Annotated in this window: 22 protein-coding genes and 1 riboswitch; of the genes, 11 read left to right on the top strand and 11 right to left on the bottom strand. The window is 66.0% G+C overall.

The window, feature by feature from the left end:
• The first annotated feature begins 15 nt into the window (after positions 1-15).
• The 3 genes from A5777_RS01740 (at position 16) to A5777_RS01730 (ending at position 3,119) form a co-directional block, all read left to right on the top strand.
• Positions 16-696 carry a CHAP domain-containing protein gene (locus A5777_RS01740; RefSeq protein ID WP_082933503.1) on the top strand — a complete coding sequence of 227 codons (681 nt, stop codon included), beginning with the start codon at positions 16-18 and terminating at the stop codon, positions 694-696.
• A gap of 58 nt (positions 697-754) precedes the next feature.
• Positions 755-1,864, top strand: coding sequence for a glycine cleavage system aminomethyltransferase GcvT (gene gcvT / locus A5777_RS01735; RefSeq protein WP_064861432.1), 1,110 nt, complete (start codon positions 755-757; stop codon positions 1,862-1,864).
• 148 nt (positions 1,865-2,012) lie between these two features.
• The gene (locus tag A5777_RS01730; protein WP_064861431.1) at positions 2,013-3,119 is read left to right on the top strand and encodes a branched-chain amino acid aminotransferase; all 1,107 of its coding nucleotides are present in this window, start codon (positions 2,013-2,015) and stop codon (positions 3,117-3,119) included.
• 112 nt (positions 3,120-3,231) lie between these two features.
• Here the strand turns inward: A5777_RS01730 and A5777_RS01725 are convergent, their stop codons facing one another.
• Genes A5777_RS01725 through A5777_RS01715 form a run of 3 tightly spaced genes read right to left on the bottom strand, consistent with a single transcriptional unit; the run spans position 3,232 to position 6,554 of the window.
• Positions 3,232-4,029: an adenosylcobinamide-GDP ribazoletransferase gene (locus tag A5777_RS01725; protein ID WP_197502267.1), complete on the bottom strand. Its 798-nt coding sequence runs from the start codon at positions 4,027-4,029 to the stop codon at positions 3,232-3,234.
• 7 nt (positions 4,030-4,036) lie between these two features.
• A complete protein-coding gene (gene cobT, locus A5777_RS01720) occupies positions 4,037-5,860 on the bottom strand; it encodes a nicotinate-nucleotide--dimethylbenzimidazole phosphoribosyltransferase (RefSeq protein ID WP_064861430.1) in 1,824 nt (607 codons plus the stop codon).
• Between the two features lie 7 nt (positions 5,861-5,867).
• Positions 5,868-6,554, bottom strand: coding sequence for a DUF3043 domain-containing protein (locus A5777_RS01715; protein ID WP_064861429.1), 687 nt, complete (start codon positions 6,552-6,554; stop codon positions 5,868-5,870).
• Between the two features lie 145 nt (positions 6,555-6,699).
• Here A5777_RS01715 and A5777_RS01710 point away from each other — a divergent pair, with 145 nt between their 5' ends.
• The 3 genes from A5777_RS01710 (at position 6,700) to A5777_RS01700 (ending at position 9,490) form a co-directional block, all read left to right on the top strand.
• Positions 6,700-7,770: a glycerate kinase family protein gene (locus A5777_RS01710; protein ID WP_064861428.1), complete on the top strand. Its 1,071-nt coding sequence runs from the start codon at positions 6,700-6,702 to the stop codon at positions 7,768-7,770.
• 212 nt (positions 7,771-7,982) lie between these two features.
• Positions 7,983-8,342 (top strand): HesB/IscA family protein, encoded by a 360-nt coding sequence (locus A5777_RS01705; RefSeq protein ID WP_005209017.1) that lies wholly within the window; start codon positions 7,983-7,985, stop codon positions 8,340-8,342.
• Positions 8,343-8,518: 176 nt separating this feature from the next.
• Positions 8,519-9,490 carry a carbohydrate kinase family protein gene (locus tag A5777_RS01700; protein ID WP_197501409.1) on the top strand — a complete coding sequence of 324 codons (972 nt, stop codon included), beginning with the start codon at positions 8,519-8,521 and terminating at the stop codon, positions 9,488-9,490.
• 184 nt (positions 9,491-9,674) lie between these two features.
• Here the strand turns inward: A5777_RS01700 and asnB are convergent, their stop codons facing one another.
• Positions 9,675-11,600, bottom strand: a complete 1,926-nt coding sequence (gene asnB / locus A5777_RS01695; protein ID WP_064861426.1) for an asparagine synthase (glutamine-hydrolyzing) — start codon at positions 11,598-11,600, stop codon at positions 9,675-9,677.
• A 416-nt stretch (positions 11,601-12,016) separates the two neighbouring features.
• Here asnB and ctaC point away from each other — a divergent pair, with 416 nt between their 5' ends.
• Both ctaC and A5777_RS01685 read left to right on the top strand, forming a co-directional pair.
• Positions 12,017-13,114, top strand: a complete 1,098-nt coding sequence (gene ctaC, locus A5777_RS01690; RefSeq protein ID WP_005205517.1) for an aa3-type cytochrome oxidase subunit II — start codon at positions 12,017-12,019, stop codon at positions 13,112-13,114.
• Positions 13,111-13,527, top strand: a complete 417-nt coding sequence (locus A5777_RS01685) for a cytochrome c oxidase subunit 4 (protein ID WP_064861425.1) — start codon at positions 13,111-13,113, stop codon at positions 13,525-13,527. Before ctaC ends, A5777_RS01685 begins: the two co-directional genes overlap by 4 nt.
• Before the next feature lie 317 nt (positions 13,528-13,844).
• Here A5777_RS01685 and A5777_RS01680 read toward each other — a convergent pair whose 3' ends face one another.
• The 5 genes from A5777_RS01680 to ctaE all read right to left on the bottom strand — a co-directional run bounded on the left by A5777_RS01680 (position 13,845) and on the right by ctaE (position 19,967).
• On the bottom strand, positions 13,845-15,353 hold the full coding sequence (locus A5777_RS01680) for a bifunctional phosphatase PAP2/diacylglycerol kinase family protein (protein WP_064861424.1): 1,509 nt from the start codon (positions 15,351-15,353) through the stop codon (positions 13,845-13,847).
• Between the two features lie 145 nt (positions 15,354-15,498).
• Positions 15,499-17,112: a cytochrome bc1 complex cytochrome b subunit gene (gene qcrB / locus A5777_RS01675; protein ID WP_064861423.1), complete on the bottom strand. Its 1,614-nt coding sequence runs from the start codon at positions 17,110-17,112 to the stop codon at positions 15,499-15,501.
• Positions 17,109-18,269: a cytochrome bc1 complex Rieske iron-sulfur subunit gene (gene qcrA / locus A5777_RS01670; RefSeq protein WP_064861422.1), complete on the bottom strand. Its 1,161-nt coding sequence runs from the start codon at positions 18,267-18,269 to the stop codon at positions 17,109-17,111. The genes qcrB and qcrA overlap by 4 nt, the downstream gene beginning before the upstream one ends.
• Positions 18,266-19,234, bottom strand: coding sequence for a cytochrome bc1 complex diheme cytochrome c subunit (gene qcrC / locus A5777_RS01665; protein ID WP_064861421.1), 969 nt, complete (start codon positions 19,232-19,234; stop codon positions 18,266-18,268). The genes qcrA and qcrC overlap by 4 nt, the downstream gene beginning before the upstream one ends.
• Positions 19,235-19,352: 118 nt before the next feature.
• On the bottom strand, positions 19,353-19,967 hold the full coding sequence (gene ctaE, locus A5777_RS01660) for an aa3-type cytochrome oxidase subunit III (RefSeq protein ID WP_174273044.1): 615 nt from the start codon (positions 19,965-19,967) through the stop codon (positions 19,353-19,355).
• A 160-nt stretch (positions 19,968-20,127) separates the two neighbouring features.
• Between ctaE and A5777_RS01655 the strand changes: the two genes are divergently transcribed.
• Together A5777_RS01655 and trpD are read left to right on the top strand one after the other, a co-directional pair.
• Positions 20,128-20,640, top strand: coding sequence for a hypothetical protein (locus A5777_RS01655; RefSeq protein ID WP_064861420.1), 513 nt, complete (start codon positions 20,128-20,130; stop codon positions 20,638-20,640).
• Positions 20,641-20,731: 91 nt separating this feature from the next.
• Positions 20,732-21,796, top strand: a complete 1,065-nt coding sequence (trpD, locus tag A5777_RS01650; RefSeq protein ID WP_064861419.1) for an anthranilate phosphoribosyltransferase — start codon at positions 20,732-20,734, stop codon at positions 21,794-21,796.
• A 21-nt stretch (positions 21,797-21,817) separates the two neighbouring features.
• On the opposite strand, the gene A5777_RS01645 is transcribed toward trpD, so the two are convergent.
• A complete protein-coding gene (locus tag A5777_RS01645) occupies positions 21,818-22,096 on the bottom strand; it encodes an Lrp/AsnC family transcriptional regulator (RefSeq protein ID WP_005176218.1) in 279 nt (92 codons plus the stop codon).
• Positions 22,093-23,946 (bottom strand): DEDD exonuclease domain-containing protein, encoded by a 1,854-nt coding sequence (locus A5777_RS01640; RefSeq protein WP_064861418.1) that lies wholly within the window; start codon positions 23,944-23,946, stop codon positions 22,093-22,095. Before A5777_RS01640 ends, A5777_RS01645 begins: the two co-directional genes overlap by 4 nt.
• Positions 23,947-24,575: 629 nt before the next feature.
• Positions 24,576-24,760, top strand: a riboswitch (cyclic di-AMP (ydaO/yuaA leader).
• A 16-nt stretch (positions 24,761-24,776) separates the two neighbouring features.
• Between A5777_RS01640 and A5777_RS01630 the strand changes: the two genes are divergently transcribed.
• On the top strand, positions 24,777-25,478 hold the full coding sequence (locus A5777_RS01630; RefSeq protein ID WP_064861416.1) for an NlpC/P60 family protein: 702 nt from the start codon (positions 24,777-24,779) through the stop codon (positions 25,476-25,478).
• The last annotated feature ends 135 nt before the right edge of the window (positions 25,479-25,613 follow it).

Raw genomic sequence — 25,613 nt, 5'->3', positions numbered from 1 at the left:
GCTTAGAGTGACCCGATGAGCGTGGGTACGACGAGGCGCACCGGGCAGCGCGCGACGGCCGGGGTTGCCACACGTCGTCGTCGATGGTGGTTCGTCGCGGTGGTCGTGGTGGTGATCGCTGCCGGGGCGGTGGTCGTGGTGGTGATCGCTGCCGGGGCGGTGGTCGGACTACGCGCCGCTTCTGGCGACGACGATCCGCTCTCGCGTGCCGACGCGAAGGTCGGCGTGGGTTCGTCACGGCAGGCGTTCCCCGCGGTCGACACCAGCGGAGCGGATCCGGTGCGCGCGCGGATCGTCGACGTCGTGCACTCCGAGTACGACCGCAACGCGGCGGGCACGACGTACTCCGAGGGAGTCGACGAATCGTGGTGCGCCGACTTCGTCAGCACCGTGATGCGCAAAGCCGGTGTGCCGTTTGACAATCCGAACTCCGGATCATGGCGAATCCCTGGCGTCGCGACGCTGACCGATTATCTGCACGCGAGCGGGCGGTGGCGTCCGGCCTCGCGGGTGCCCGCCGCGGGCGACATCGTGCTCTACGACAAGCCCAGTCACTTTCGCCAGCACACGAACATCGTCGTCGCGCGTGACGGCAACGTCGTGACGACGGTGGGCGGTGCCGAAGCGCAGGGGATCACGGTCGACCACTTCGATCTGCGGACGGTCGAGGGCGTGCAGGGCTATGGCGTCCCTTGAGTCGGCCGTCGTGTCGTGCGAGGTGCGCGGGCTCGACGTGGATCGGTAATCTGCCCGCATGACCGAATTGCTCGCCGGACCCATCGCCGACCGCCACTACGCACTCGGTGCCACCTTCGCCGAATTCGGTGGATGGCACATGCCCGTCTCATATGCGGGCACCGTCGCGGAACACAACGCCGTTCGCGAGGCCGTCGGGATCTTCGATGTCAGTCATCTCGGCAAGGCGCTCGTGAAGGGTTCTGGCGCAGCAGATTTCGTCAACTCGACACTCACGAACGACCTCGGGAAGATCCACGCGGGCAAGGCGCAGTACACACTGTGCTGCAACGAGTCCGGGGGAGTGGTCGACGACCTCATCGCCTACCTCGTCTCCGACGACGAAGTGTTCCTGGTTCCCAACGCCGCGAACACCGCGAAGGTCGTCGCCGCGCTGCAGGCCGTCGCGCCCGACGGTATCGAGATCATCGACGCGCATCGTGACTACGCGGTCTTTGCCGTCCAGGGACCGAAGAGCCCCGATGTGCTTGCCGCCGTTGGTCTTCCGACCGACATGGAGTACATGGCGTACGCGGACGCCGATCTCAAGACCGACGATGCGTCGTATCCGGTGCGAGTGTGCCGTACCGGATACACCGGCGAGCGTGGGTACGAGATCCTCCCGCGATGGAGCGATGCCGGGCCCGTCTTCGACGCGCTGCTGACCGAGGTGACCAACGCCGGGGGCCAGCCCGCCGGACTCGGTGCTCGCGACACCCTGCGCACGGAGATGGGCTACGCGCTGCACGGTCACGAACTCACCGAGCAGATCACGCCCAACCAGGCACGCAGCGGATGGGCGGTCGGGTGGGGCAAGCCCGCGTTCTTCGGTCGCGACGCCCTCGTGGCGGAGAAGGAGGCCGGACCTGCCCGGCGTCTCTACGGACTCAAGGCCACCGGCCGCGGCGTTCCGCGCGCGGGACTGACGGTGCTGGCCGGGCCGGGCGGCGAGACTGTCGGCGAGACGACCTCCGGGACGTTCTCTCCGACCCTCAAGCAGGGCATCGCGCTCGCGCTGATCGACACGGCGTCGGGCATCAAGAAAGGTGCGGAGGTCGTGATCGACGTCCGCGGGCGTGAGCTGACCTGCGAGGTGGTGATCCCGCCGTTCGTCGAGTCGCACGTGTGATCTCGACAAGCTCGATCCGGCGGATCTCGACAAACTCGATCCGGCGGATCTCGACAAACTCGATCCGGCGGATCTCGACAGTGAGGCGCCTCGATCAGCGTGGGTGGTCGGTGAGGGTTGCTTTTCTTCGCGGCGTTACCATAGGCCAATGACCTTGCAGTTCACCCGTACCGAGCATCCCCATCCGGTGTCGGAGTCCCGTCGGGCAGAGATCCTCTCCGCGCCGGGATTCGGCAAGTACTTCACCGACAACATGGTGCTGGTGGACTTCGACGTAGATCGCGGTTGGCACAGTGCGAAGGTCACGCCCTACGGACCGATCGCGCTCGATCCGTCGGCGATGGTTCTGCATTACGGACAGGAAGTCTTCGAGGGTCTGAAGGCGTACCGGCAGCCCGACGGTTCGATCGCCGCGTTCCGTCCTGAGGCCAACGCCCTGCGGCTGCAGCGTTCCGCTGAACGCCTCGCGATGCCGCCACTGCCGGTCGACGACTTCATCGAATCGCTGCGCGCGCTGTTGGACGCCGACAACGCATGGGTTCCGCCCGCCGGCGGCGAGGAATCGCTGTACCTGCGCCCGTTCATGTTCGCCTCGCAGGCGGGGCTTGGAGTCAACGCTCCGTCGTCGCAGTATGTCTACTCGGTGATCGGCTCGCCCGCGGGCGCCTACTTCTCCGGCGGGATCAAGCCGGTGAGCGTGTGGCTGTCGACCGAATACGTCCGCGCAGCACCCGGTGGTACCGGCGCCGCGAAGTGCGGCGGCAACTACGCCGCGGCCTTCCTGGCGCAGGCGCAGGCCACCGCGCAGGGCTGCGACCAGGTGGTCTGGCTCGACGCGGTGGAGCGTCGCTTCATCGAGGAGATGGGCGGCATGAACCTGTTCTTCGTGTTCGGTTCGGGAGCCGACGCGCGGTTGGTCACCCCGGAACTGTCCGGTTCGTTGCTGCCCGGTATCACGCGTGAATCGCTGCTCACCCTTGCGATCGACGCCGGGTTCTCCGTCGAGGAACGACGCATCTCCACCGAGGAACTCCGCAAGGGCGTCACGTCGGGCGACATCACCGAGGTCTTCGCGTGCGGTACCGCTGCGGTCATCACGCCGGTCGGCCACGTGAAGAGCGAGACCGACGACTACACGATCGGCAACGGCACCACCGGTGAGGTCACGCAGGCGCTTCGCGACACACTCACCGGCATCCAGCGCGGTACGTTCGCCGACACCCACGGATGGATGACGACCCTGTACCCGGCCTGATCCAGATCCGGTGTGATGCAGACATCCGATGGCCCCCGACACTCAGGTCTTGGAGGCCCGCGGTGTATCCGGGTCAGAATCCGCCGGGTCGGTAGCGGGGCGTACTCCGACGTCAGATCAGTAGTCCCACAAGGGCTATGGCTGTCGACAGCTCGATCACCGCGCCGAGGACGTCGCCGTTGATCCCGCCCATGCGGCGCGCGCAGTGCCGGGTGAACAACCATGCGAAGCCCAGTACGATCACGGCGGTGATGGCCGCACGCAACGCCGATCCGACGTCGAATCCGTTGGGTGACAACGACTGCCAACCGCCCGCGAACACCATCGCGACGATCGCCGACACCGACCACACGACGACCGATGCCCGTTGGGTGCCCGCGACGAGTGCGCCGAACCCGGTGGAATGTGCCGGCGGAAGTGACCGTCGACAGGCGATCACTACGGCCACGCGTCCGACGAACACCGCTGCGGCGATCGCAAGCCATCGTGAATCACCGCACAGCGCAGCGAATCCCGCGGTGTCGATGATCATCACTGCCGCGATCGTCGCAACCCCGAACGGCCCCGCTGAGCCGCTGTGCATCACCTCGGCGACCCGGTCGGGCGGGCCGTAGCATCCGAGGCCATCCGCAGTGTCGGCCAAGCCGTCGAGATGCATGCCCCGTGTCCCGACACCGAGGACGACGACGAGCAGAATGCCGATCAAGGCGGTGGAGAGGTCGGTCAGGCTCAGTGCCCACGCCACGACAGCGACAAGAGCGCCGAGGGCGAGGCCGACAACCGGGACCGCGGCGATCGAGGCGCCACCGAATCGTCGATCAAAAGTGTTGTTGCGCAATGGGATCGGCACGACAGTCAGCCATGAGAACGCGCCCGCGAGTGCGTCGGCCGGCGATATCCTGCCGCCCACGCCCGGGTCAGACCCCCGCCTCGCTGGTGGTCAGGGCCGCTGACGAGTCGGAATCGCTGATTCCCGCCTCGTCGAACGTCGACATGCCCCGCAGGATCTCCACAGACGAGGAGACGACGGGCAGCGCCATCAGTGCGCCGCTGCCTTCGCCGAGGCGCATCCGCAGGTCGAGGATGGGCTCGAGGTCGAGGTGTTCGAGCGCGAAGGTGTGCGCGGGTTCGACCGACCGGTGACCGGCAACCCACCAGCTCACGGCGCCGGGCGCCAGTTCGGCCGCGACGAGTGCCGCCGCCGTGACCACCACACCGTCGAGGATCACCGGTGTGCGACGCACGGCGGCCTGGGCCAGGAACCCGGCCATCGCGGCGATGTCGGCGCCGCCGACGGCCGCGACGAGTGCGAGGGGATCGTGGATGTAGCGTCGGCCGCGTCGCATGCCGTCACGGATGGCTGCGGTCTTTCGCATCCAGCCGGAGTCGTCGATGCCGGTGCCGCGGCCGACGACTTCGACAGGCTCGTGACGGGTCAGGGTACCGACGAGAATCGCTGCGGGAGTGGTGTTTCCGATGCCCATCTCACCCGCGATGAGAAGGTCGGCGCCAGAGTCGACCAAGTCGTCGACGATTGCGCGTCCCGCCGCGATGGCCTTGCGAGCCTCCGCGATGGTCAGCGCATCGGTGGCTCGGAGGTCGCCGCTGCTGCGTCGTACCTTGTAGCGCGAGACCCCGGGTGCGGTGTCGGCGTCGACCGACATGTCGACGACATGCACCGTCGCGCCACTTTGGCGGGCGAGGACGTTGACCGCGGCCCCACCTGAGGCGATGTTGGCGACCATCTGGGCGGTCACCTCGGGTGGGTAGGCGGAGACGCCCGCCTGCGCCACACCGTGATCGCCCGCGAACACCACCACGTTCGCCTGCTCGATCGAGCGGGGCGGACACACGCCCTGGCATGCGGCGATCCACACGCTGAGGTCTTCGAGCCTGCCGATCGAACCTGCGGGCTTGGTCAACGTGAGCTGACGCTCGCGTGCCGCCTGCGCGACGGACTCGTCGGGACGGTCGATGTGGTCGAAGACCTCGGCGTCGGTCGCGACGATGTCGCTGGTCTCCGGAACGTTGCCGGATGCCGCCGGTGTGGTTTCGGGGGCCGTCGGTGGCGTATCTGTGGCTGCCGGTGCGAGCACGGCTGCTGCCGGTGCGACGTCCGGTGTCGCTGCCGGTTTCTGTGTTGCCGCCGCTGGTGCCGCTTCCTGCTGTGCCTTCTGAGCAACGGGGGAGGGGAGTCCGGCTGGGAATTCAGCTGGGAGTTCGACGACGCGGCCGGCTACGACGAGCAGTACGCGATCGCAGACGGCTGCCACGGCCGAGTTCAGTGCGCCCAGTTCGTCCTGGAATGCGCGGCCGGCGGGGGTCGGTGGGACCGGAGCGAGCCCGACCTCGGGGCTGATGATCACCAGATCCGAGGTGACGTCGCTGATCGCCGCACACAGTTGCGCCGTGCGGTCGGAGCGGTCGATCGGAGATTCCCAGCCGTTGGTGGCGTCGATGTCGGCGGCGAGCCAGTTGCCGAGGTCATCGACCAGTGTGGCGACATCGGGCGTTGTCGACAGCTCTGCGGTGAGATCGGTGGTCTCGACTGTCGTGTACCGCTCGTCGCGGCGTCGTCGATGTTCCTCGACTCGCGCGACCCACTCCGCATCGGAGGTCAGTGTCGGCCCGGTCGCGATGTAGCGGACCTCAGAGTGCTCGGCGAGCAGTGCCTCGCCGACCCCCGATTTGCCCGACCGCACGCCCCCGAGCACCAGTGTGCGGGTGCCCCTCGTGGTCATTGCCGGTTCAGACCTCGTCGCCCGCAGACACCTGCGGCTTGGGTGCGCGCATCCGGCGGAGCTGCATGGCGCGGGTGAAGGCGTACCAGCCGAGGCGGAAGCCGGTGTCGTCGGTGTCGGGGAAGCGCTCACGGACGCGCTTGTTGACCAGCCTGCCCAGGATGACGGCGTCGACGGCCATCAGCACCACGAATGCCAGCAACACGAAGTTCGCGTACGCGGCGATCGACGGCAGGAACATCACCACGATCAGCACCACCGCGAACGGCATGAACAGTCCTGCGAAGTTGCGTCGCGAGTCGACGAGGTCGCGGGTGTAGCGCCGCACCGGCCCCTTGTCACGGGGCATCAGGTAGCGCTCGTCGCCTGCCATCATCTTTTCGCGCTGCTCGGCTCGCTGGTTGCGGCGATCGTCGTTGAGTTTGCGACGATCCTCACGCGACATCGAGCTCTTGAGCTGCTTCTTGCGCGCACGTGCCTCGGCGCGGGTCGTCGGCGGAGGCGCGACCGGGCCACGTCGTCGGCCTTCTGCCTCGCGACGCGACGGTGTCGGGCGTCCCTTACCCGCTGTGTATGCGCTGCCCTTGGTCTCGGACTCGGTCTCCGTGTCGTCGACGGTCGTCGTCGGCGCTTTTTTGAGCGACAGGGTGCCCTCGTCGGCGGTGTCGTCGTCCTTGTTCCATGGCAGTCTCACGTCTTCGAGGGTAGGCGATCTAGCGCTGCCGCGGTTCGTCGACCTCCCTATACTTCCCGGACATGGGCCCGAGGAGACGAGCGTGGGAGACGACCGCGAGCACCTGCGTCGACGCCCGGGTGTCGAGCGAGCAGAGGTGGGGCGGATGCGAGTCCTGATAGCGCCGGATTCGTTCGGCGACACGCTCACGGCGGTCGAGGCCGCGAACGCCATCGGCGAAGGATGGTCGGCGGGCAGGCCCGACGACGAGATCACACTCGCGCCGCAGTCCGACGGCGGACCGGGATTCGTCGACGTCCTCGCAGCACGCTTCGGACGCACGGTGACCGAACGGGTCGTCGGTCCACTCGGCGCCGCGATCACGGCACAGTGGTTGCTCGACGACAGGGAGCCCGAGCGGCTCGTCGCCTACATCGAGTGCGCGCAGGCGTGCGGCCTGCATCAACTCGGTGGTGGGCCGACGCCGCGCACCGCGCAGTCGGCAGACACCTACGGTGTCGGGCTGCTCGTCGACGCTGCATTACAGGCCGGAGTCCGCGAAGTGGTCGTTGGTCTGGGTGGGAGTGCCACCACCGACGGCGGCCACGGGTTGATCGACGCCCTGGGTGGGTCGGCGCGGGCAGCGGAGCGTTTCGCCGACGTCGCGCTGATCGCTGCGTCCGACGTCGAGAATCCCCTGCTGGGACCGCTGGGAGCTGCGTCTGTGTTCGGTCCGCAGAAGGGTGCGGACCCCGAGACCGTCGGGCGTCTCGAAGAGCGACTCGCGCAGTGGTCGCGGGTGCTGGCATCGATCGCTGGTCGTGACGTCAGTGGTGAGCCGGGAGCCGGGGCCGCTGGTGGGCTCGGGGCGGCATTGCTCGCACTGGGTGCGCGTCGCGTGTCCGGTGCGACGGTTGTGGGAGAGGCGACCGATCAGGCCACTGCGATCGCTCGTACGGATCTGGTGCTGACCGGTGAGGGGAAGTTCGATTCCCAGACGCTGCGCGGGAAGGTCGTGTCGGCGCTGAATGCCGCGGCAACCGAGGTGGGTGCGCCGACGGTCGTGTTCGCGGGTCAGGTGGCGTTGACTCCGGACGAGATCGCCGAGGCCGGGATTGCCGGCGCCCACTCGATCGTCGACCAGGCGGGATCGGTCGAACTCGCGATGAGCGACGCACGAAATCAACTCACCGCTCTTGCGGCGCGCGCCGCGGCGTCGTGGCTCCCGAGTGGGTGAGAAAGCCTGCGGTCGACGACCCACAGGTGTGTGCACACTCCGGGAATATGCACATAGGGGGTACCGTTGACAACAGACGAACAAAAGGCCTGCATCGTCAGCCGACGCGTTCGAGTCGCTGCCACAGCGCGGCGTACATCAGAGCTGTGTGACACATGGCAGCACGACCGGGGCCGAGCATTAACGGCGCCATCACAGTACGAGGAGCATCGATGACCGTTCAGAACGAATCCGGAACCGCGACCACCACCGGCGTCATCCTGACCGACGCTGCAGCCGCCAAGGCCAAGGCGCTGCTCGACCAAGAGGGTCGCGACGACCTGGCGCTGCGTATCGCAGTGCAGCCTGGAGGCTGCGCAGGCCTGCGCTACCAGCTCTTCTTCGACGACCGTTCACTCGACGGCGACCTCACCGCAGACTTCGGTGGCGTCAAGCTGGCTGTCGACCGGATGAGCTCGCCGTACGTGCAGGGCGCCACGATCGACTTCGTCGACACCATCGAGAAGCAGGGTTTCACCATCGACAACCCCAACGCGACGGGTAGCTGCGCCTGCGGCGACTCGTTCAACTGACGGCTGCAGTACGCCTGTATTTCTGACCGCACCTCGGCGACGCCGGGGTGCGGTCAGTCTTTTCCGGGGCTTTCGGTAGCGTGTGATGCGGTTCATGGTCGGCTCGCGCGGCGGGCCATCTCGAACGCCGGCTCGCGCGGCGGGCCATCACAAACGCTGAGAGGCTTGGAGAGTACGTGGCAATCGTTGTATGTGGTTCCATCGCGACAGATCATCTGATGAAGTTCCCGGGGAAGTTCTCGGAGCAGATTCTCGCCGATCATCTCGAGCACATTTCGCTCAGCTTCCTTGTCGAGGATCTCGTGGTCCGACGCGGCGGTGTCGCAGGCAACATCACGTATGCGATGGGCGAGCTGGGGCAGTCGCCGGTGCTCGTCGGATCTGTGGGATCGGACTTTCACGACTATCGCCAGTGGCTCGAGGCGCACGGCGTCGACTGCCGCGGAGTACGCATCTCCGAGACGCACCACACGGCTCGCTTCATGTGCACCACGGACGAGACGATGGCGCAGCTCGCGACGTTCTATGCGGGAGCGATGAGTGAGGCGCGCGAGATCGATCTCGGCGGGGTCGTCGAACGCGTCGGTGCACCCGAGATCGTATTGATCGGTGCCGACGATCCGGCAGCGATGCTGCGGCACACCAGGGAATGTCGACGTCTCGGCATCCCATTCGCCGCCGACCCGTCGCAGCAGCTCGCGCGACTCGACGGTGAGCAGGCACGGGAGCTCATCGACGGCGCCGCCTACCTGTTCACCAACGAGTACGAGTGGGGTCTGCTGCGTCAGAAGACCGGGCTGTCGGAGGCGCAGGTCGCCGAGTTGATCGGCGTGCGCGTCACGACCCTCGGTTCCGGCGGTGTCGAAATTGTCGACCGCGACGGCACGCGCACGCATGTGGCCGTTGTTCCGGAGACGGAGAAGGTCGACCCGACCGGCGTCGGCGACGGCTTCCGCGCGGGATTCCTCTCGTCGCTGTCGGCGGGCCTCGGCTTCGAGCGCGCCGCACAGGTCGGTTCGATGGTCGCCGTACTGGTCCTCGAAACGGTGTCGACGCAGGATTGGTCGTGGGACCGCGACGCCGCGCTCACTCGGATCGAGGGCGCCTATGGCGCCGACGCCGCGAAGGAGATCGCCGCCGCGATCTGAGCGGGGCTTCCGCGCGGCGTGGGGTGGTTTCGACTACGGCCGCTCGCTGCGCTCGCGGCCGGCTCAACCAGCGGGGGCCAGCCGGCTCAACCAGCGGGGGGCCAGCCGGCTCAACCAGCGGTTGTTTGCGGCCGGCTCAACCAGCGGGGCGAGCCACCTCCGCTGATCGAGCTTGTCAAGATCACTACAGCCGCACGGGGTAGCTGTGGTCGGTGATGTTGGGGATGAGCGTCTTCTCGACGAAGATCGCGTGCCAGATCATGAACATCAGGAGCGTCCAGAGGCGTCGGCTGTTGTCGACGGTGCCTGCGCGGTGCTCGTCGAGCATGTCGAGGATCGGCTGCTTGTTCAGCAGATAGTCGGTCTGCGACTTCTCGATCGTCTCGCGCGCCCAGTCGTACATCTCCGGGCCTGCAAGCCAGTGGCGGATGGGGACGGGGAATCCGAGCTTCTTGCGATGCAGCACGTGCGCCGGGACGATCTGCTCAAGTGCCTTGCGGAGAGCGTATTTGGTGGTGCCATGGCTGATCTTCTCGTCGAACGGCAATGCCTCGGCGACCTTGAAGACCTCGTTGTCCAGGAACGGCACGCGCAGTTCCAGTGAGTTGGCCATCGTCATCTTGTCGGCCTTGACCAGGATGTCGCCGCGCAGCCATGTGTAGAGATCGATGTGCTGCATCCGCGCGACAGGGTCCCAGCCCTCGCTGCGCGCGTAGACGGGTTCGGTCACGTCGGTGTGGGTCCACTCCCGACGGTAGTCGCGCAGCACGGCGCGCAGCCGGGCGTCGTCGAAGCTCCGTGCGTTCCCGTAGTAGCGCTCTTCGAGTGTCAGCGATCCGCGATGCAACAGACTCTTGCCGCGGGTGCCCTCGGGGATGCGGTCGGAGACCTTGCCCGCGAGGCGTCGAAGCGTGGAGGGCAGGCGGTCGAAGCCCTTCAGGGAGAGGGGCTCTTTGTAGATGGTGTACCCGCCGAAGAGTTCGTCGGCGCCCTCGCCCGAGAGCACCACCTTGACGTGCTCTCGAGCGGTCTGGGCCACGAAGTACAGCGGGACGAGTGCGGGGTCGGCGACCGGATCGTCGAGGTACCAGATGATCTCCGGGATCGCGGCGATGTACTCCTCGGGGGTCACGGTCCGCACGATGTGCCGGGCCCCGATGGCGGCCGCAGACTCGGCTGCGACGTCGGCCTCCGAATAGCCTTCGCGCTCGAACGCCGCGGTGAAGGTGATCAGATCGGGGTTGTGCTGGATCGCGAGCGCAGCGATGGCCGTCGAATCGATACCGCCGGACAGGAACGATCCGACGGTGACGTCGGCGCGCATGTGCTTGGCGACGGAGTCGGAGAGGACGTCGGCGATCTCGTCGTAGCGCTTCTGACGTGTGGCGTCGGTGAAGGGGCGGACCGAGAACTGCGGGCTGAAATACCGGGTGACCGACGGCGCGCCGCTCGGACGGACCGTCGCGTACGAACCCGACTCGAGCCGACGGATCGACGAGTGCAGTGACTCGGGCTCTGGAACGTACTGCAGCACGACGTAGTGCTCGAGTGCGCGCTCGTCGAGCGTGTCGGGCAGGCCGAGGCGCCCGATCAGCTCCAGGAGGCTCTTCTTCTCGCTCCCGAACGCGGTCCCGCCGGGGCCGGTCGCGATGAACATCGGCTTGATACCGAACGGATCGCGGGCGAGGAACAGCGAGCGTGTCTCGGTGTCCCAGATCGCGAAGGCGAACATGCCACGAAGACGTCGGACGGCGTCGGGTCCCCAGTGATGGAAGGCCGCGACGATCGCCTCGCCGTCGCCCTCGGTGCGGAACGTCGCGCCTTCGTCCGCGGCGAGCTGCGCGCGGATCTCGAGGTAGTTGTAGATCTCGCCGTTGAAGACGAGCGCGTACCGGTCGGGGTTCTCCGGCGGTCCCCAACGCAGCGGCTGATGCGAATGATCGATGTCGATGATCGACAGACGATTGAAGCCGAGCACGATGTCGGCGTCGTTCCACGTGCCGGGCTCGTCCGGGCCGCGGTGGCGCATGCAGTGCGAGGCGTTGGCGACGAGGTCGACGGCACCAGCCGCCGTCTCATCGGAGGTCAGCAGACCGAGCAAGCCACACACCAGTAAAGCCTCTTTCGACGTGGAAAACAGGGGCGGCGATGACGTCACCGCCGCGGTGACGAGTATGCCGTATGCGGGGTCGGCGCACCCTTCCGGATAGGGCTCGCGGGTCGCCGAAACACGCGGTCGGGAGGGGATTACCTGGGCCGGAAAACGATTTCGACGCGCGAAGTCACCCCAACCGAAAAAGTTCCCGCGAGTTGGTCTACGCTGCGTAGTACATGGCGCGAAGGCTGCGCTTCGGTGCCCGCTGCACGGTGACAGTTGCCTGCGGGTTCGATGTCGCCAAGCGTGTCATTGCAGGTCAGGTGGGATGCGACTCGGACGTCTGATCGACGGTTCCGAGCTGGCAGGAAGGCGTGAAATTGGCACACGGTGAACGGCCCCGCGTACGGCGTGCCACGTCGGCGTCGCGGATGGCCAACCGGGTCGGCCTCAAGCGGGTCGGAGCTGTCGCGGCGCTTGGCGTCGGCGCACTGTTGATGTCGGGTTGCGACGGACGAACCGCGATGCGGTTCGGCTGGCCGCACGGTGTGACCCCCGAGGCCACTGACATGGGCAACCTGTGGAGCTGGTCGGTCATCGCGGCACTCGTGATGGGCATCATCGTCTGGGCGCTGATCTTCTGGACGATCACCTTCCACCGCTACAAGCCGGGTAAGGGCAAGGACGAGTTCCCTCGTCAGACCGCCTACAACGTGCCGCTCGAGCTGGCATATACGGCCATCCCGTTCGTGATCATCGCGGTGCTCTTCTACTTCACGGTCATCGTGCAGACCAACGTCGAGAAGAAGACCGACGATTCGAAGGTCGTCGTCGACGTCACCGCGTTCCAGTGGAACTGGAAGTTCGGCTACCGCGACGTCACATTCGACGACGGTAGTAAGTACAACGGTTTCGTCCGCGACGGTAACCCGTTCGATCTCGAGACCGCGAACACCCGTCAGATCCACGACGGCGAGACCATCGAGCTCCCCGGCCCCGACGGTGGCCGTAGCAACGACGTGCGGGACTACCTGAAGTTCAACCAGATCGAGACTGTCGGATCGTCGGCGACGATCCCCGTTCTGGTGCTGCCGACGAGCAAGCGGATCGAGTTCGATCTGGCGTCTGCCGACGTCATCCACTCGTTCTGGGTTCCGGAGTTCCTGTTCAAGCGCGACGTCATGCCGTTCCCGAAGCAGAACCACACCGACAACCGCTTCCAGATCTCTTCGATCGACCGTGAAGGTGCATTTGTCGGTCGCTGCGCGGAAATGTGCGGCACGTACCACTCGATGATGAACTTCGAGGTTCGTGCAGTGTCGCCACAGGACTTCGACGCGTACATCAAGTACCGGCAGGAGAATCCCGGCAAGACGAACGCGCAGGCGCTGCAGCACATCTGCCAGCAGCCCGAGTCGGTTGTGACCGTTCCGTTCGATACGCGTCGGGCCACAGACGGGTCCGTCGGAGCGTCCGGTGACGCCGGCAACACGAAGCTTGCGAACTGCACGATCGGAGCACTCCAGTGAAAATCGAAGCGAGACTCTTCGAGCTGCTCACGCTCTTCTTCGCAGGCGCCGGTGTCATCTACACAGTGCTGACCGCGCTCACCGACAACGGCGTTGAATGGGTCGGCGTCGTCGGCATGTTCTTCAGCGCCGGTCTGACCCTGATCGCCGGTACCTACTTCCGGTTCGTCTCACGACGCGTCGAGATCCGCCCCGAGGATTACGAAGACGCCGAGATCGAGGACGGCGCGGGCGAGCTGGGCTTCTTCAGCCCGGGTTCCTGGTGGCCGATCCTGATCGCGGCGAGCGCTGCACTGTTCGCCATCGCTTTCGCGACGGGCAACATCTGGCTGGCGATCTTCGCCGCGGCCTGCATCATCGGCACAGCGGCAGGTCTCGTCTTCGAGTACATCGTCGGACCCGAAAAGCACTGATACACCAACCCATTTCGCATTCCGTGACAGCCGCATCCGACCCTCGGGTGCGGCTTTGTCATACCGCATACCTCGAGCCGGGGCGGATGCCCCAACTGATGCGCCTACTCGACGCCACGTTCGACGGTGACTTCGACAACACCGACCTCGACCACGCGCTCGGTGCAACGAAGGCGCGGTTCTGATTCGCAACGTCGAGATTGCCTCAACCGCCGCCCGGCTCTCCTGCGAGTGGAGAGCCGGGGACGTCTGGTGATGCGGCGGTCGGGTGATCCGGCGGTCTCGTCTCGTGGGTGGTGCGGCCCGCCGCGTAAGGCTCAGTCCTTGTCGACGATGCTGTGGCCGTAGACCTTCAGGGTTCGGTACTCGGCGCGAAAACGCGCGGAGGTATACGACTCGCCGACCTCGCCGTCGTGGGCGATGGTGGTGGGTTCGTCGGTGGTGAAGGCGAACTCGGGCACCTGCATCTCGTGGTAGAGCTTCGATCGCTGCAGCAGCCCGGTCACGAGGCTCGCCAGTACCCGTACGGTCGCCAGCCGCTTGCCTGCCTCGAGGAAGCGAACGTCGAGGAGGCCGTCGTCGAGTCGTTCGCGCCGTGCGGGTGCAAACCCTGCCGAGCCGTACATCGACGTTCCGACGAGGAACAGCGATGTCTTGACGGTCTTGCCGTCGATGGTGATCTCGACCGGTGTGGAGTGTCGGGCGACCTGGAGCATCGCCAGTGCACTGGCAGCCCCCTTGCCCACACGGTGCTCCCACTTGGTCCTGGCGCGCACGAAGTGTGGGTACGCACCGATGCTCGCAGTGTTGAGGATGAGCCGTTCGTCGTTGAGTGTTGCCGCGTCGACGGAGGTCGCGACGCCCGCACGTATCTTGGCCAACGCTGAATCGACGGTGTCGCACCCGATGTCGCGTGCGAAGTGGTTGAACGTGCCACCGGGGAAGACGGCGAGCGGGAGGTCGGCTGCGTGCGCCGCTGCCGCGACGGTGGCCACCGTGCCGTCGCCGCCGCACACCCCGAGCGCGGTGGCTCGTTGCGCGGCGTCACGCGCGACTGACGCGTAGTCGTCGTCCGGCCCGAGTTCAATGATCTCGGCGCCCGGCAGCTCCGTCCGGACGGCCGCAAGCACTTTCTCGCTGTTGCCGTCTCCCGACGCCGGATTACCGAGGACCACCAGACCCGAACCGTCGACAGGAAGCGGCGCAGCCTCGGTGGTGGGGGTGGGAATCGAGATGTTGTGCGGGATGATCGGCGGAGCGATCTTGCCGCCGAGCGTGGCCACCGCTGCGCCGATCCCGAACCCGATGAACACGTCGCCCGGATAGTGCGCTCCGGTGGCGACGCGGGACAGTCCGACAAGGCCTGCGAGCGCAGACATGACCAGGCCCAGTGGCGGGGACTCGAGCGCCACACCGACGGAAAAGGCTGCGGCACTTGCTGAATGGCCTGACGGTAGAGAGTTCGACGTCGGTTGGTGAGAACCCCTGCGCACGAGTGGTACGACCGAGGGTGAGGGGCGCTTGCGTTGTCGGATCCGCTTGGCGCCCTGATTGGTGAGGAGACTGGACACGGCCAGCGATGCGAGTCCGCGGACCGCAGCTCGCTGCCAGCGAGGACGTCCGCTGAGGATGAGTCCGGCGCCGATGCCCATCCACAGTTTCGAATAGTTGGCGGCTTCGGTGAGGGGCGGCATTGTGCGGTCGAGCAGCGGACTCGGTGAACGCGCGATCGCCTGGAAGAGGTTCGCGTCGAGGGTGCCGAGCTCCTTCGCGATCTCATGGCGTGGATTCTTCTTGCGCTGTCCGATGTGTCGCAATCGTGTCATCGTTCAACCGTAGCGGTCGGTGGGGGAGGGGAGTGCTTGTCCCACAACAACACACGGCCCACAGCGACACGGCAGACAAGAACACACGGCTGCCGTCGCGGGGTGCGACGGCAGCCGTGTGGAGACTGCTGTTTTCGAGAGCTGGTCAGTCGAGCGGGTTGCCGCCCTTGGCCTGCAGCCCGCGCAGGGCGTCGATCTCTTCGCGTTCCTGCTCGTGCTCGAACTCGACGTTGCGCTTCTGCTGCTCGGGCGGGTCGGCGACAAGCACCGAACCGGTGCCCGGCGCGCCGGACTGCCCGAGTTTGTTCATTCGTTTCGGAACTGCAGCGCCCTCGTACGGCAACGGGATCGCGTGACCGTGATCGTCGACCGGGCCGAGCGGCTGGTGGATCTCGATGTACTCGCCCTGAGGTAGACGCTTGATGATGCCGGTCTCGATGCCGTGCTCGAGCACCGCGCGGTCGCTGCGTTGCAGGCCGATTGCCCACCGGTACGCGATGAAGTAGGCGATCGGCGGCACAATGATGAGACCGATACGACCCATCCACGTCGTCGCGTTCAGCGAGATGTGGAACTTCAGGGCGATGATGTCGTTCATGCAGCTCAACGTCAAGATGATGTAAAACGAGAACGCCATCGCGCCGATAGCCGTGCGCACCGGGGTGTCGCGCGGACGCTGCAGCAGGTTGTGGTGAGCGTCGTCGCCGGTGAACTTCTTCTCGATCCAGGGGTAGGCGAACATCACGACGAACATGAGCGTGATGATCACGACGACCCAGAAGATCGCGGGAATCGTGTAGTTACCCAGATACAGCTCCCACGCAGGCATCAGACGGGCTAGACCGTCCGTCCACATCATGTAGATGTCGGGCTGCGAACCGGCCGACACGTGCGCGGGGTTGTACGGGCCGATCACCCACACCGGGTTGATCTGGAAGATGCCCGCCATGATCGCGAGGATGCCCGCGGTGAATGCGAACATCGCACCACCCTTGGCCGCGAACACCGGCAGAATACGCACGCCGACAACGTTCTTCTCGGTGCGTCCCGGGCCGGGGAACTGGGTGTGCTTCTGGTACCACACCAGCGCCAGGTGGGCACCGATCAGCGCGAGGATGATGCCGGGGAACAGCAAGATGTGCAGCACGTACAGGCGCGGGATGATGATGTCGCCGGGGAACTGCCCACCGAAGAGTGCCCAGTGAATCCAGGTACCGACCAACGGAATTCCCAGCACGATGCCACTCATCGCGGCGCGAACGCCAGTGCCCGAAAGTAGGTCGTCGGGCAGTGAGTAGCCGAAGAAGCCCTCGAACATCGCCAGGACCAGCAGCAGGCAGCCGATGATCCAGTTGGCCTCACGCGGGCGACGGAACGCGCCGGTGAAGAAGATGCGGGCCATGTGGATGATGATCGACGCCGCGAACAGCAGCGCTGCCCAGTGGTGGATCTGACGTACGAACAGACCGCCGCGCACCTCGAAGGAGATGTTCAGGGTGGTCTCGTACGCGCGGGTCATCATGACGCCGTTGAGCGGCTGGTATGCGCCGTGGTAGGTGACCTCGGACATCGACGGATCGAAGAAGAAGGTCAGGTACACACCGGAGATCAGCAGGATGACGAAGCTGTAGAGCGCGACCTCACCGAGCATGAACGACCAGTGGGTCGGGAACACCTTGTTGATCTGGCGCCGCATGCCTGCGGCGAGGTGGTACCGGGAATCGACCTCTTCGGCCTGCTTCGCGAGACGATTGCTCATGACTTGCGCTCCCAGAATGCGGGTCCGACGGGTTCGATGAAGTCGCCTGCGGCGACCATGTACCCCTGATCATTGACCGTCAGCGGCAGCTGCGCCAGTGCACGCGCGGCCGGACCGAACACCGGCTTGGCGTACTCGAGTGCGTTGAACTGCGACTGATGGCACGGGCAGAGGATGCGGTTGGTCCGCTGCTCGTACAGCGAGGTCGGGCAACCGAGGTGGCTGCAGACCTTCGTGTAGGCGAAGTAGTCGCCGTAGTTGAAGCTCTCCTGGCCCTTGCGCTTGATCGCCCGGGCTGCGTCCTCGGGACGCAGGCGGATGAGCATCACAGGGTTGGAGACGTAGCGCAGTCCCCAGAGCAGCTTCTCGCGCGACTCCTCGGTCTCGCCATATCCATCGGAGACGCGCCACGGGAACACGGTCTCCATGCCGCCTGCGTCGAGGTCCTCGGGCCGGACCAGGGCCACCTGGTGCGGGTTGCCGGTATCGCGACGAAGGAAGACGGTCTCGTTGGGCTGCGATTTGGGGTTGTAGATCGGCGACCAACCGGTATGCCACAGGGGTGCGTCCTCGCGCTTGGCCCACGGGTTCTTGATGAATCCACCCAGGCCTGCGACGACGCCGGTCAGCGCGAGCGCACCGAATGCGAAGAGGCCGGAGCCGATCAGCATCTTGCGACGGCCGAGCGTCGACTTCGATCCCGAGTCGACGAGTTCGGCGACGATGGTCTTCTTGTCGACCTCGGTCGATCCCGGACCGTCGTGACGGTCCTGGACCGCGATCTCGGACGGGATGAACTTCTTCGTGATGAGGACGAGCGCAACGCCGATCGACAGGATCGACAGACCGAACGTCACACCGAGCAGCGGTGTGTTGAGGGTGTAGCGCCAGTAGTCGGAGGTCCCCGGCAGCGCGAACTCCCAGTGGTTCCACAGGAAGATCACGAAGCAGGCCAGCGCGGAGATGCCTGCGATGATCAGCCAGACGGCGATCTGGCGTTCTGCGCGCTTCTCGGCCTTCGTGCCCGGCTCGGGAAAGCGCTCACCGCGATGGATGATCTCGACGCCGTCGAGGTTGGTACCGAGCTTGACCAACTCATCGTTGGTCATCTGGTCAAGCTCATCAGCGGACGGAGCGTCCTTGTCCGTGGTGCTCATGTTCGTGATCCCATCCACATCGCGGCGGCGACGACCGCCACAACTCCGACAAACCACATCACCATGCCCTCACTGACCGGGCCGAAGCCGCCGAGGCTAAGTCCGCCCTGGGGCTTGGATTCGGTGACGTACTTGATGAAGCCGATGATGTCCTTCTTCTCGTCCAGCGAGAGCTGGCGATTGGAGAACTTCGGCATGTTCTGCGGTCCGGTGAGCATCGCCGTGTAGATCTGCTGTTCCTTGACGTTGCTGAGCGTCGGCGCGTACTTACCCGACGACAGCGCACCGCCGCGTCCGGTGAAGTTGTGGCACGACGCGCAGTTCAGACGGAACAGTTCGCTACCGCGGCCAAGGTTGTCGCCGCGCAGCGAGTCCTGAGCGAGGACCGGCAGGACGACTTCCTTCATCGAACCGTCGGCTTGACGCTGCATGACCTTCTCGGTCTTGCGGGTGCCATCCGGATTCTTCTCGAACAGCGGACGCGGACCGCCGCCCTGCGACTGGATGTAGGCGCCGAGCTGGTCGATCTGCGCGGTGTCGAACTTCGGTGGCTTGCGCTGGGCCTGTGCCTCACCACGTGCGGCGGGCATACGGCCGGTGGAAACCTGGAAGTAGACGGCTGCATCGCCGACGCCGATCAGCGAGGGGCCGCGGTCGGCCACACCCTGCAGATTGGCGCCGTGGCAGGTGATGCATGAGCTCTCGTAGAGCTTCTTGCCGTCCTGGATCAGAGCGGCGTCGTTGGTATCTGCGACGGCGACCTGGGGCTTGGGCGACAGCAACGACGCGAGAACGCCTGCCATCATGAGGCCGGCGAGCAGCAGCAGCGCGCCACTGGCGCGGCGGCGCAACTTGCGACGCGAACGAGCCTTCTTCGCGGCGTTCGGCGCCTTGCTCGAGGTAACTGTGTCGACCTGACCGACGTCGGAAGGGCTATCCGACGGTCCCGGTGGAGATGAACTCATCGTGGTCTCTCTACTAGCGGACGGACTTCTCAGCTGTTGGCGAGAGCGTGGTTCGGGATGGAACCGTTCTCGCCTCATGTCAGTTATTCGTTGCGATCGGTGTCATCGGATGAAGTGCTCATCGGATGAAGTAGATGGTGACGAACAGGGCGATCCACACGATGTCGACGAAGTGCCAGTAGTAGGACACGACAATCGCAGCAGTTGCCTGGTTCGGAGTGAACTTGGCGAGCTTGGTGCGGACCAACAGGAAGATGAAGGCGACGAGACCACCGATCACGTGCAGGCCGTGGAAGCCGGTCGCCATGTAGAAGACCGAGCCGTAGGCGCTCGACGACAGGGTCGTGCCCTCGGCGACCAGGTGGTAGTACTCGTAGGCCTGGCCGCAGACGAAGAAGGCGCCCATCACGAACGTGAGGATGTACCAGCGACGCAGCCCGAAGACGTCGCCGCGCTCGGCGGCGAACACGCCCATCTGACAGGTCACCGACGACAAGATGAGGACGGTGGTGACCGGGATGGCCAGTTTCAGATTCAGTTCGGTGGGCTCCGGCGGCCAACCGGCTGGGCCGGCGTTGGCGCGTGCGACGAAATACATCGCAAAGAGTCCAGCGAAGAACATCAGCTCACTGGACAGCCACACGATCGTGCCGACACTCACCATGTTGGGGCGGTTGAGCGAGTGCACGCGCGAGGTGATGGCTGTTCCCGAGGTACCTACAGCGCTAGTCACAGGTTGAAGTATGACGGTTCGTAGTACGCCCTGACCACTCGGGTCGGATATTCGTGGGAACTATTTCTCTTCCCGCTGGTAGGCGCCGGTCGGAGGTGTCTTTCGGCGTGTTAGCGGTGCCGGTGGACCCAGGGGTCGGCGCCGTGCTTTGCTCGATTCCATGGGTACCTCCGACCACGACGATCCGGAGTCGCGGCGCGACGGCCGACAGTTCGATCTCAACGGTCGGCCGATGGCGCCGCGACGCTGGGAAACGTTGCGGCGCGCGATGATCGGAGGCAGAGCTACGCCGCGCGACGTCCTCACGGTGACCGAGCGCGACGTCGTCGTGGTCGGTGAGTCCGACGACGAGGCAGCATCAAGCTCATCGATCCTCGAGACTTCGACGCTGCGTCCCGACGCTCAGGCCGTGGTGAGGCATGTCCTGGCGCTGCCGGAGCAGAGTGTCGAGGCGGCAGTGGGCCTGGCTGCGCTCGATGGGTACGAGGCGATACCCGTCGACGTCGTCGCCGACCGGTTCGCGATTCCGGCTGGGTTGGCGCCGGTGGTTCTTGCGCGCGTACAGCTCGTCGACGCGCTGCACCTCTCGCAGGAGCGCTCCCGGATGGCGAGCTTGGCGTCGAGGCACGCCGGGGTCGCGGTGGGCTGGCAGATAGTCCAGCGGCCGGGATGAATCGCACCGCGGGCTTCGCTTCATGCGCATCGCACGACGTGGAGTGTGACCGCAAGCAGGTCGTGTGCGCAGGTCAACTAAGGTGCTTGGGGTGAGCAGCGAGCAGAGCTACACCTGGCCGCAGGTCCTCGGGGCCGTCACCGACGGCATCGACCTGACCGTCGACCAGGCACGATGGGCCATGAACGAGGTCATGACCGACAGCGCGACGTCGGCGCAGATCGCCGCGTTCGGCGTCGGCGTGAAGATGAAGGGCGCTGCGCCGGCAGAACTCGCAGGCCTGTCGCAGGCGATGCTCGACCACGCCACCCTCGTCGACACCGACCGTGCGGCGATCGACATCGTCGGAACGGGAGGCGACCGCTCGCACACCGTGAACATCTCGACGATGACGTCGATCGTCGTCGCCGCTGCAGGCGTGCCGGTGGTCAAGCACGGTAATCGCGCGGCGTCGTCGAAGAGCGGCGGAGCCGACGTGTTGGAGGCCCTGGGCGTGACGATCTCGCTCGGTGCCACCGAGGTTGCCGCGTGCATCGACCAGATCGGCATCGGATTCTGCTTCGCCCCGGTCTTTCACCCCGCGTTCCGTTTCACCGCTCCCGCACGCCAGCAGATCGGTATACCGACTGTGTTCAACGTGCTCGGCCCGTTGACCAACCCGGCGCAACCGCGTGCGGGATTGATCGGGTGTGCGTTCGACGATCTCGCTCCGGTTCTCGCTCGTGCATTCGCAGAGCGCGGTGGTTCCGTACTCGTGGTGCGTGGCGACGACGGCCTCGACGAAATCACGACGACCACCACGTCGTCGGTGTGGCAGGTCGTCGACGGCACGGTCACCGAGCTGACGATCGATCCGCGCGACCTCGGGATCGACTACGTCGACCTCTCGGCGCTGCAGGGCGGCGACGCGACGGTGAACGCCGCCATCGCGCGGAAACTGCTGTCGGGAACGACGGGTCCGGTACGCGACGCGGTGCTCCTCAACGCTGCGGGGGCACTCGTCGCCAACGAGCAGACGTCCGCCACCGACAGCGCCGGGCTCACCGCGGCATTCGCTGCGGCAACCGAGCGCGCCGCGGAGTCGATCGATTCGGGCGCTGCCGCGCGGCTGCTCGACCGGTGGGCTCAAGTCAGCGGAGAACTGGCCAACAAGTAGGTACCGACTGCTCGGTGCGGGTCACTCCTCGCCGATGGAGAAGCCCCCCTCGACCGCGCTCGACGAATAGCTGCGGAACGCGATGTGGGTCGCGCTGTGTCGTACTCCCGGCAGCCGATTGATCTTTCCGGTCACGACCTCGGCGATCTGCTCGTGGTCGCGTACGCGGATCTTCGCGATCAGATCGACATCGCCCGCACATGAGTACACCTCTTCGACGCCCGGGATATCGGCAACGGCCTGTGCCGTTTCGGGGATCTGGTGGACGTCGGCGTCGATCAGGACGATGGCGGTGATCATGCGGGCAAGCGTAGTCGGCCACCATCGGTGCGCGGGCGTGACCGGTGACCCGACGTGCGGATGTCCCGCGCGTTGTGGGCTGTCTGCGACCACTCCAGCCAGCGCTGCGCCGATCCGACCGGCGTGGTGAGCGCGTCGCTTGCGTCGACGATGCGCGTGGCGGGGTCGGACACCCAGCGATAGAGCAGACCTGCCTCCTCCGGCGAGGCGCCTCGAAGCGGGGTGTCGTCCGGCAGCACTGTCTCGGCCGCCGAGACCAGCGCCGCGACGACCGGCATCGGTGCGTGTCCCCGGGGAGCGGTGCCCGCCGCAGCGAGGCGTCCGTGCCGAATGACCGCCAACTCCCAGCCGCCTGCGCCGTCCGAGCGTGCCACGACCAGCTCGGTGATCGCGCAGAGGGAACTCAGACGCTGACTCCGTGCGAGATGATCGATGGTTGCGGCCATCCGGTCCCGATGGCGCGCGGCGGTCTCGTACATCTGGGCTCCGGCGACCACGTCGAGCCGGTGTGAGAGCCGCGTGAGGATGGTGTCGGATCGACCGAGCAGCAGATCGACGACGGATGTGACCGCGGGTAGGTAGTCGGGAAGCGTCTGGGGGCGTGTCGAGGCGGCGGCACATCCACCGACGACTTGACCGCCGTCGTCGGGGAGGCGACACCAATGATGGCTGGCGGTCGCGCCGAGACGGGTTGTGCAGGTGCGCAACCCTGCAGCGTGAGCGATGAGGTCGGCGATCGCGGTCGCCGTGGAGCGCTTACCGATCGGCCCGATGCCCACCTCTCCCGGGGTGCGGGCGATACGCAGCCGCGCGAACCGCTCGTTACTCAGCGTCACCCACCAGCCGCGGTGGGGTTGTGTCGAGCGTCGGTTGTACGCGGGGGCGTGCGCGGCGAGCAATCGGAGCTCGCGAACTCCCGCCTCTAGCGCGTGCGCGCACTCGACGTGATCGACGCGTTCGGCAAGCATCACCATCTCACCGATCCTGCGTCGGGGATCGGCTCCCGAGAAATAGGACCTCACACGTCGACGTAGATCCGATGCCGTGCCGACGTAGAGGACCTCGTCGCTCGGCCCGCGGAACAGATAGACGCCCGGGCGCGCGGGGATGCGGTCGGCCAGATGCCGCTTGGCGCGCAGTCGGGGATCGGTGCGGGGCAGGTAGCGGGTGAGTTCGCGATAGCTCTGCACGCCCTGATTCCCGACGCGCTCGAGGAGATGGTGAAAGACCTCGACGGTCGCGCGGGCGTCGTCGAGGGCGCGGTGCGTGGGGCGGACGGTGACGTCGAACAGATCGGCCAGGGCTGACAGGCGCACCGTCGGCGCCTCGTCGCGTCCGAGGATGCGTCGGGCCATGGTGACCGTGCACAGCGTTGCGCTGAACGGCCACTGCAGGTGTAGGCGCAGGGCGTTCTGCCGCAGGAACGACATGTCGAACCGGGCGTTGTGGGCGACGAGAATCGATCCGCGCGCGAATTCGATGAACGACGGCAAGACCTCGTCGATACACGGTGCGTCGTAGACCATCGCCTCGGTGATCCCGGTCAGCGCCACGATCTGCGGGGGAATCGGTAGTCCCGGATCGACGAGAGTCGCGAACTCGCCGAGTACCTCACCGCCGCGGATCTTCACCGCGCCGATCTCGGTGATGCGGTCGTTCGTCGCACTGCCGCCGGTGGTCTCGAGGTCGACCACGACGAGCGTGGTGTCGAACAGGGACCGATCGGAGAACTCGTTGTCGAGAGCGTTCTCGACATCGGAGCCCTCGAGGTCGGAGCTCGCGAGGTCAGAGAACGAGAGCTGGTCACCAAAGGACGTCACGTCGCGAACAGTAGTTCGAACCACCGACATCGATGGTTCGTTGCTGGTGAGGCAGGTGTCCCGGATGTGGCGACTTGCCCTCGGCCACCTGTAGGCGCGCCATCTGCTCGACGCGGTCGACCGGACTTGTCGGTGGGGGTGCCTAGTCTCGCCGTCAGAAGGAGTCAGTGGTGCGCGATGCCGGCGGGAGGAGGGGAAGCCTCCCGACGGCATGCGCATCCCCGAGGATTTCACCCCACTGAGACGGAGATCACATCATGGACATCGATTGCAGCACCTGCCCCGGTCGCGACCACGCATGCGACGGCTGTGTGATGACAGTGCTTTTCGGCCCGCTGAACAGCCAGGATGCCGCCGCTGGCGTACGGCGCGGATGGAAGAGAGAGGCCCGAGATAACGACGCCGAGATCCATGCCGCCATCGATACATTCACGCATGCTGCAATGGCCTCCAACGCCGATGCACGATCTGCAAGAGCAAGCATCTGTGCAGTTCAAGCGGCCAATTCGTCGTCTGGATCGCCTACATTGCGTGCTGGCTGAGGTGCGGGGGTCGAACACGCTGTTTGTCGGTTAGTGGACAGACACGCATCCGGTTTCGTAACCTTTCCGAGACCTTTGCGAAGCGTCCCGCTCCAACAGGAGAGGTTCGCGGGGGTCACCGCTCAATCGCCAAGGCTATGAATCTTGGCGTACCGGGGAACCACTCATTTTTTCGGAGCTTTCCGAATGGGGGTGAATCGCGCTCTCGATCCGGGTGCTCGCACTCGAATCGCATGCGCGTAGGGCCATTTCTTCCGGCCCGAACCCGACAGCTAACCCGGTCGGCGGTAGAGGGAGAACAAAAGGAGAACACCCTTCGTGGCCAAACATCGTTTGGAACAGCCCGACCGCGGCAAGGTTGCAAAGAAGGCGGTAATCGCCGGGTCGATCACCTTCGGCTCGCTTGCCGCTGCCGCAGGTCCCGCTCTGGCAGCGCCGGTCACCGTGCCCAATGTCGGCACGTTCGAGCTTCCGGGCGTCGACACCAAGCAGATTCCGGCACAGTTCCAGCAGCAGAAGGCGCCGGTCGTCAAGAAGCAGGACGTCGCGAAGGCACCCGACGCCACGGTCGAGATCCCCAACGTCGGCAAGTTCACGCTTCCGGGCATCAGCGACAACCAGATCCCGCAGCAACTGCGCCCGCGCGGCGGAGCTCCGCTGCTCGCGCCGACGCAGACCGCCGGTGAGAAGGCCGTGCGCGCTGCCGAGACCAAGATCGGCTCGCCCTACTCTTACGGTGCCTCCGGCCCCAATGCCTTCGATTGCTCGGGCCTCACCAGCTGGGCATTCCGTCAGGCGGGTCTGACGATTCCGCGCGACAGCTATGGACAGCTCGGCGGCGGCACCGCGGTTGCCTCGCTCGCCGACGCGAAGCCGGGCGACATCCTGGTGTTCAACGGTGGCGGACACGTTGGCCTCTACATCGGCAACGGACAGTTCATCCACGCATCGACCTACGGCGTCCCCGTGAAGAAGGACGTCGTGAAGAATTGGAGTCTGGTCGGTATCCGTCGCTACTGAGCGGCGAGATCGATCGAGTTCGTGAGGTCGGGGGGGAAAAGCCCGGGCCCGGGGTGGGGGCCCAGCCGAGGTGGGGGCCCCCGCCCAGCCCGTTTGGGGGGGGGCGGCGGGGGGGGCGCCGGGCGGGGGGCGGGG

This window comes from Gordonia sp. 852002-10350_SCH5691597 (genome assembly GCF_001665715.1).
GTDB lineage: Bacteria > Actinomycetota > Actinomycetes > Mycobacteriales > Mycobacteriaceae > Gordonia > Gordonia sputi.
This window is presented reverse-complemented; position numbering and strand designations above follow the sequence as displayed.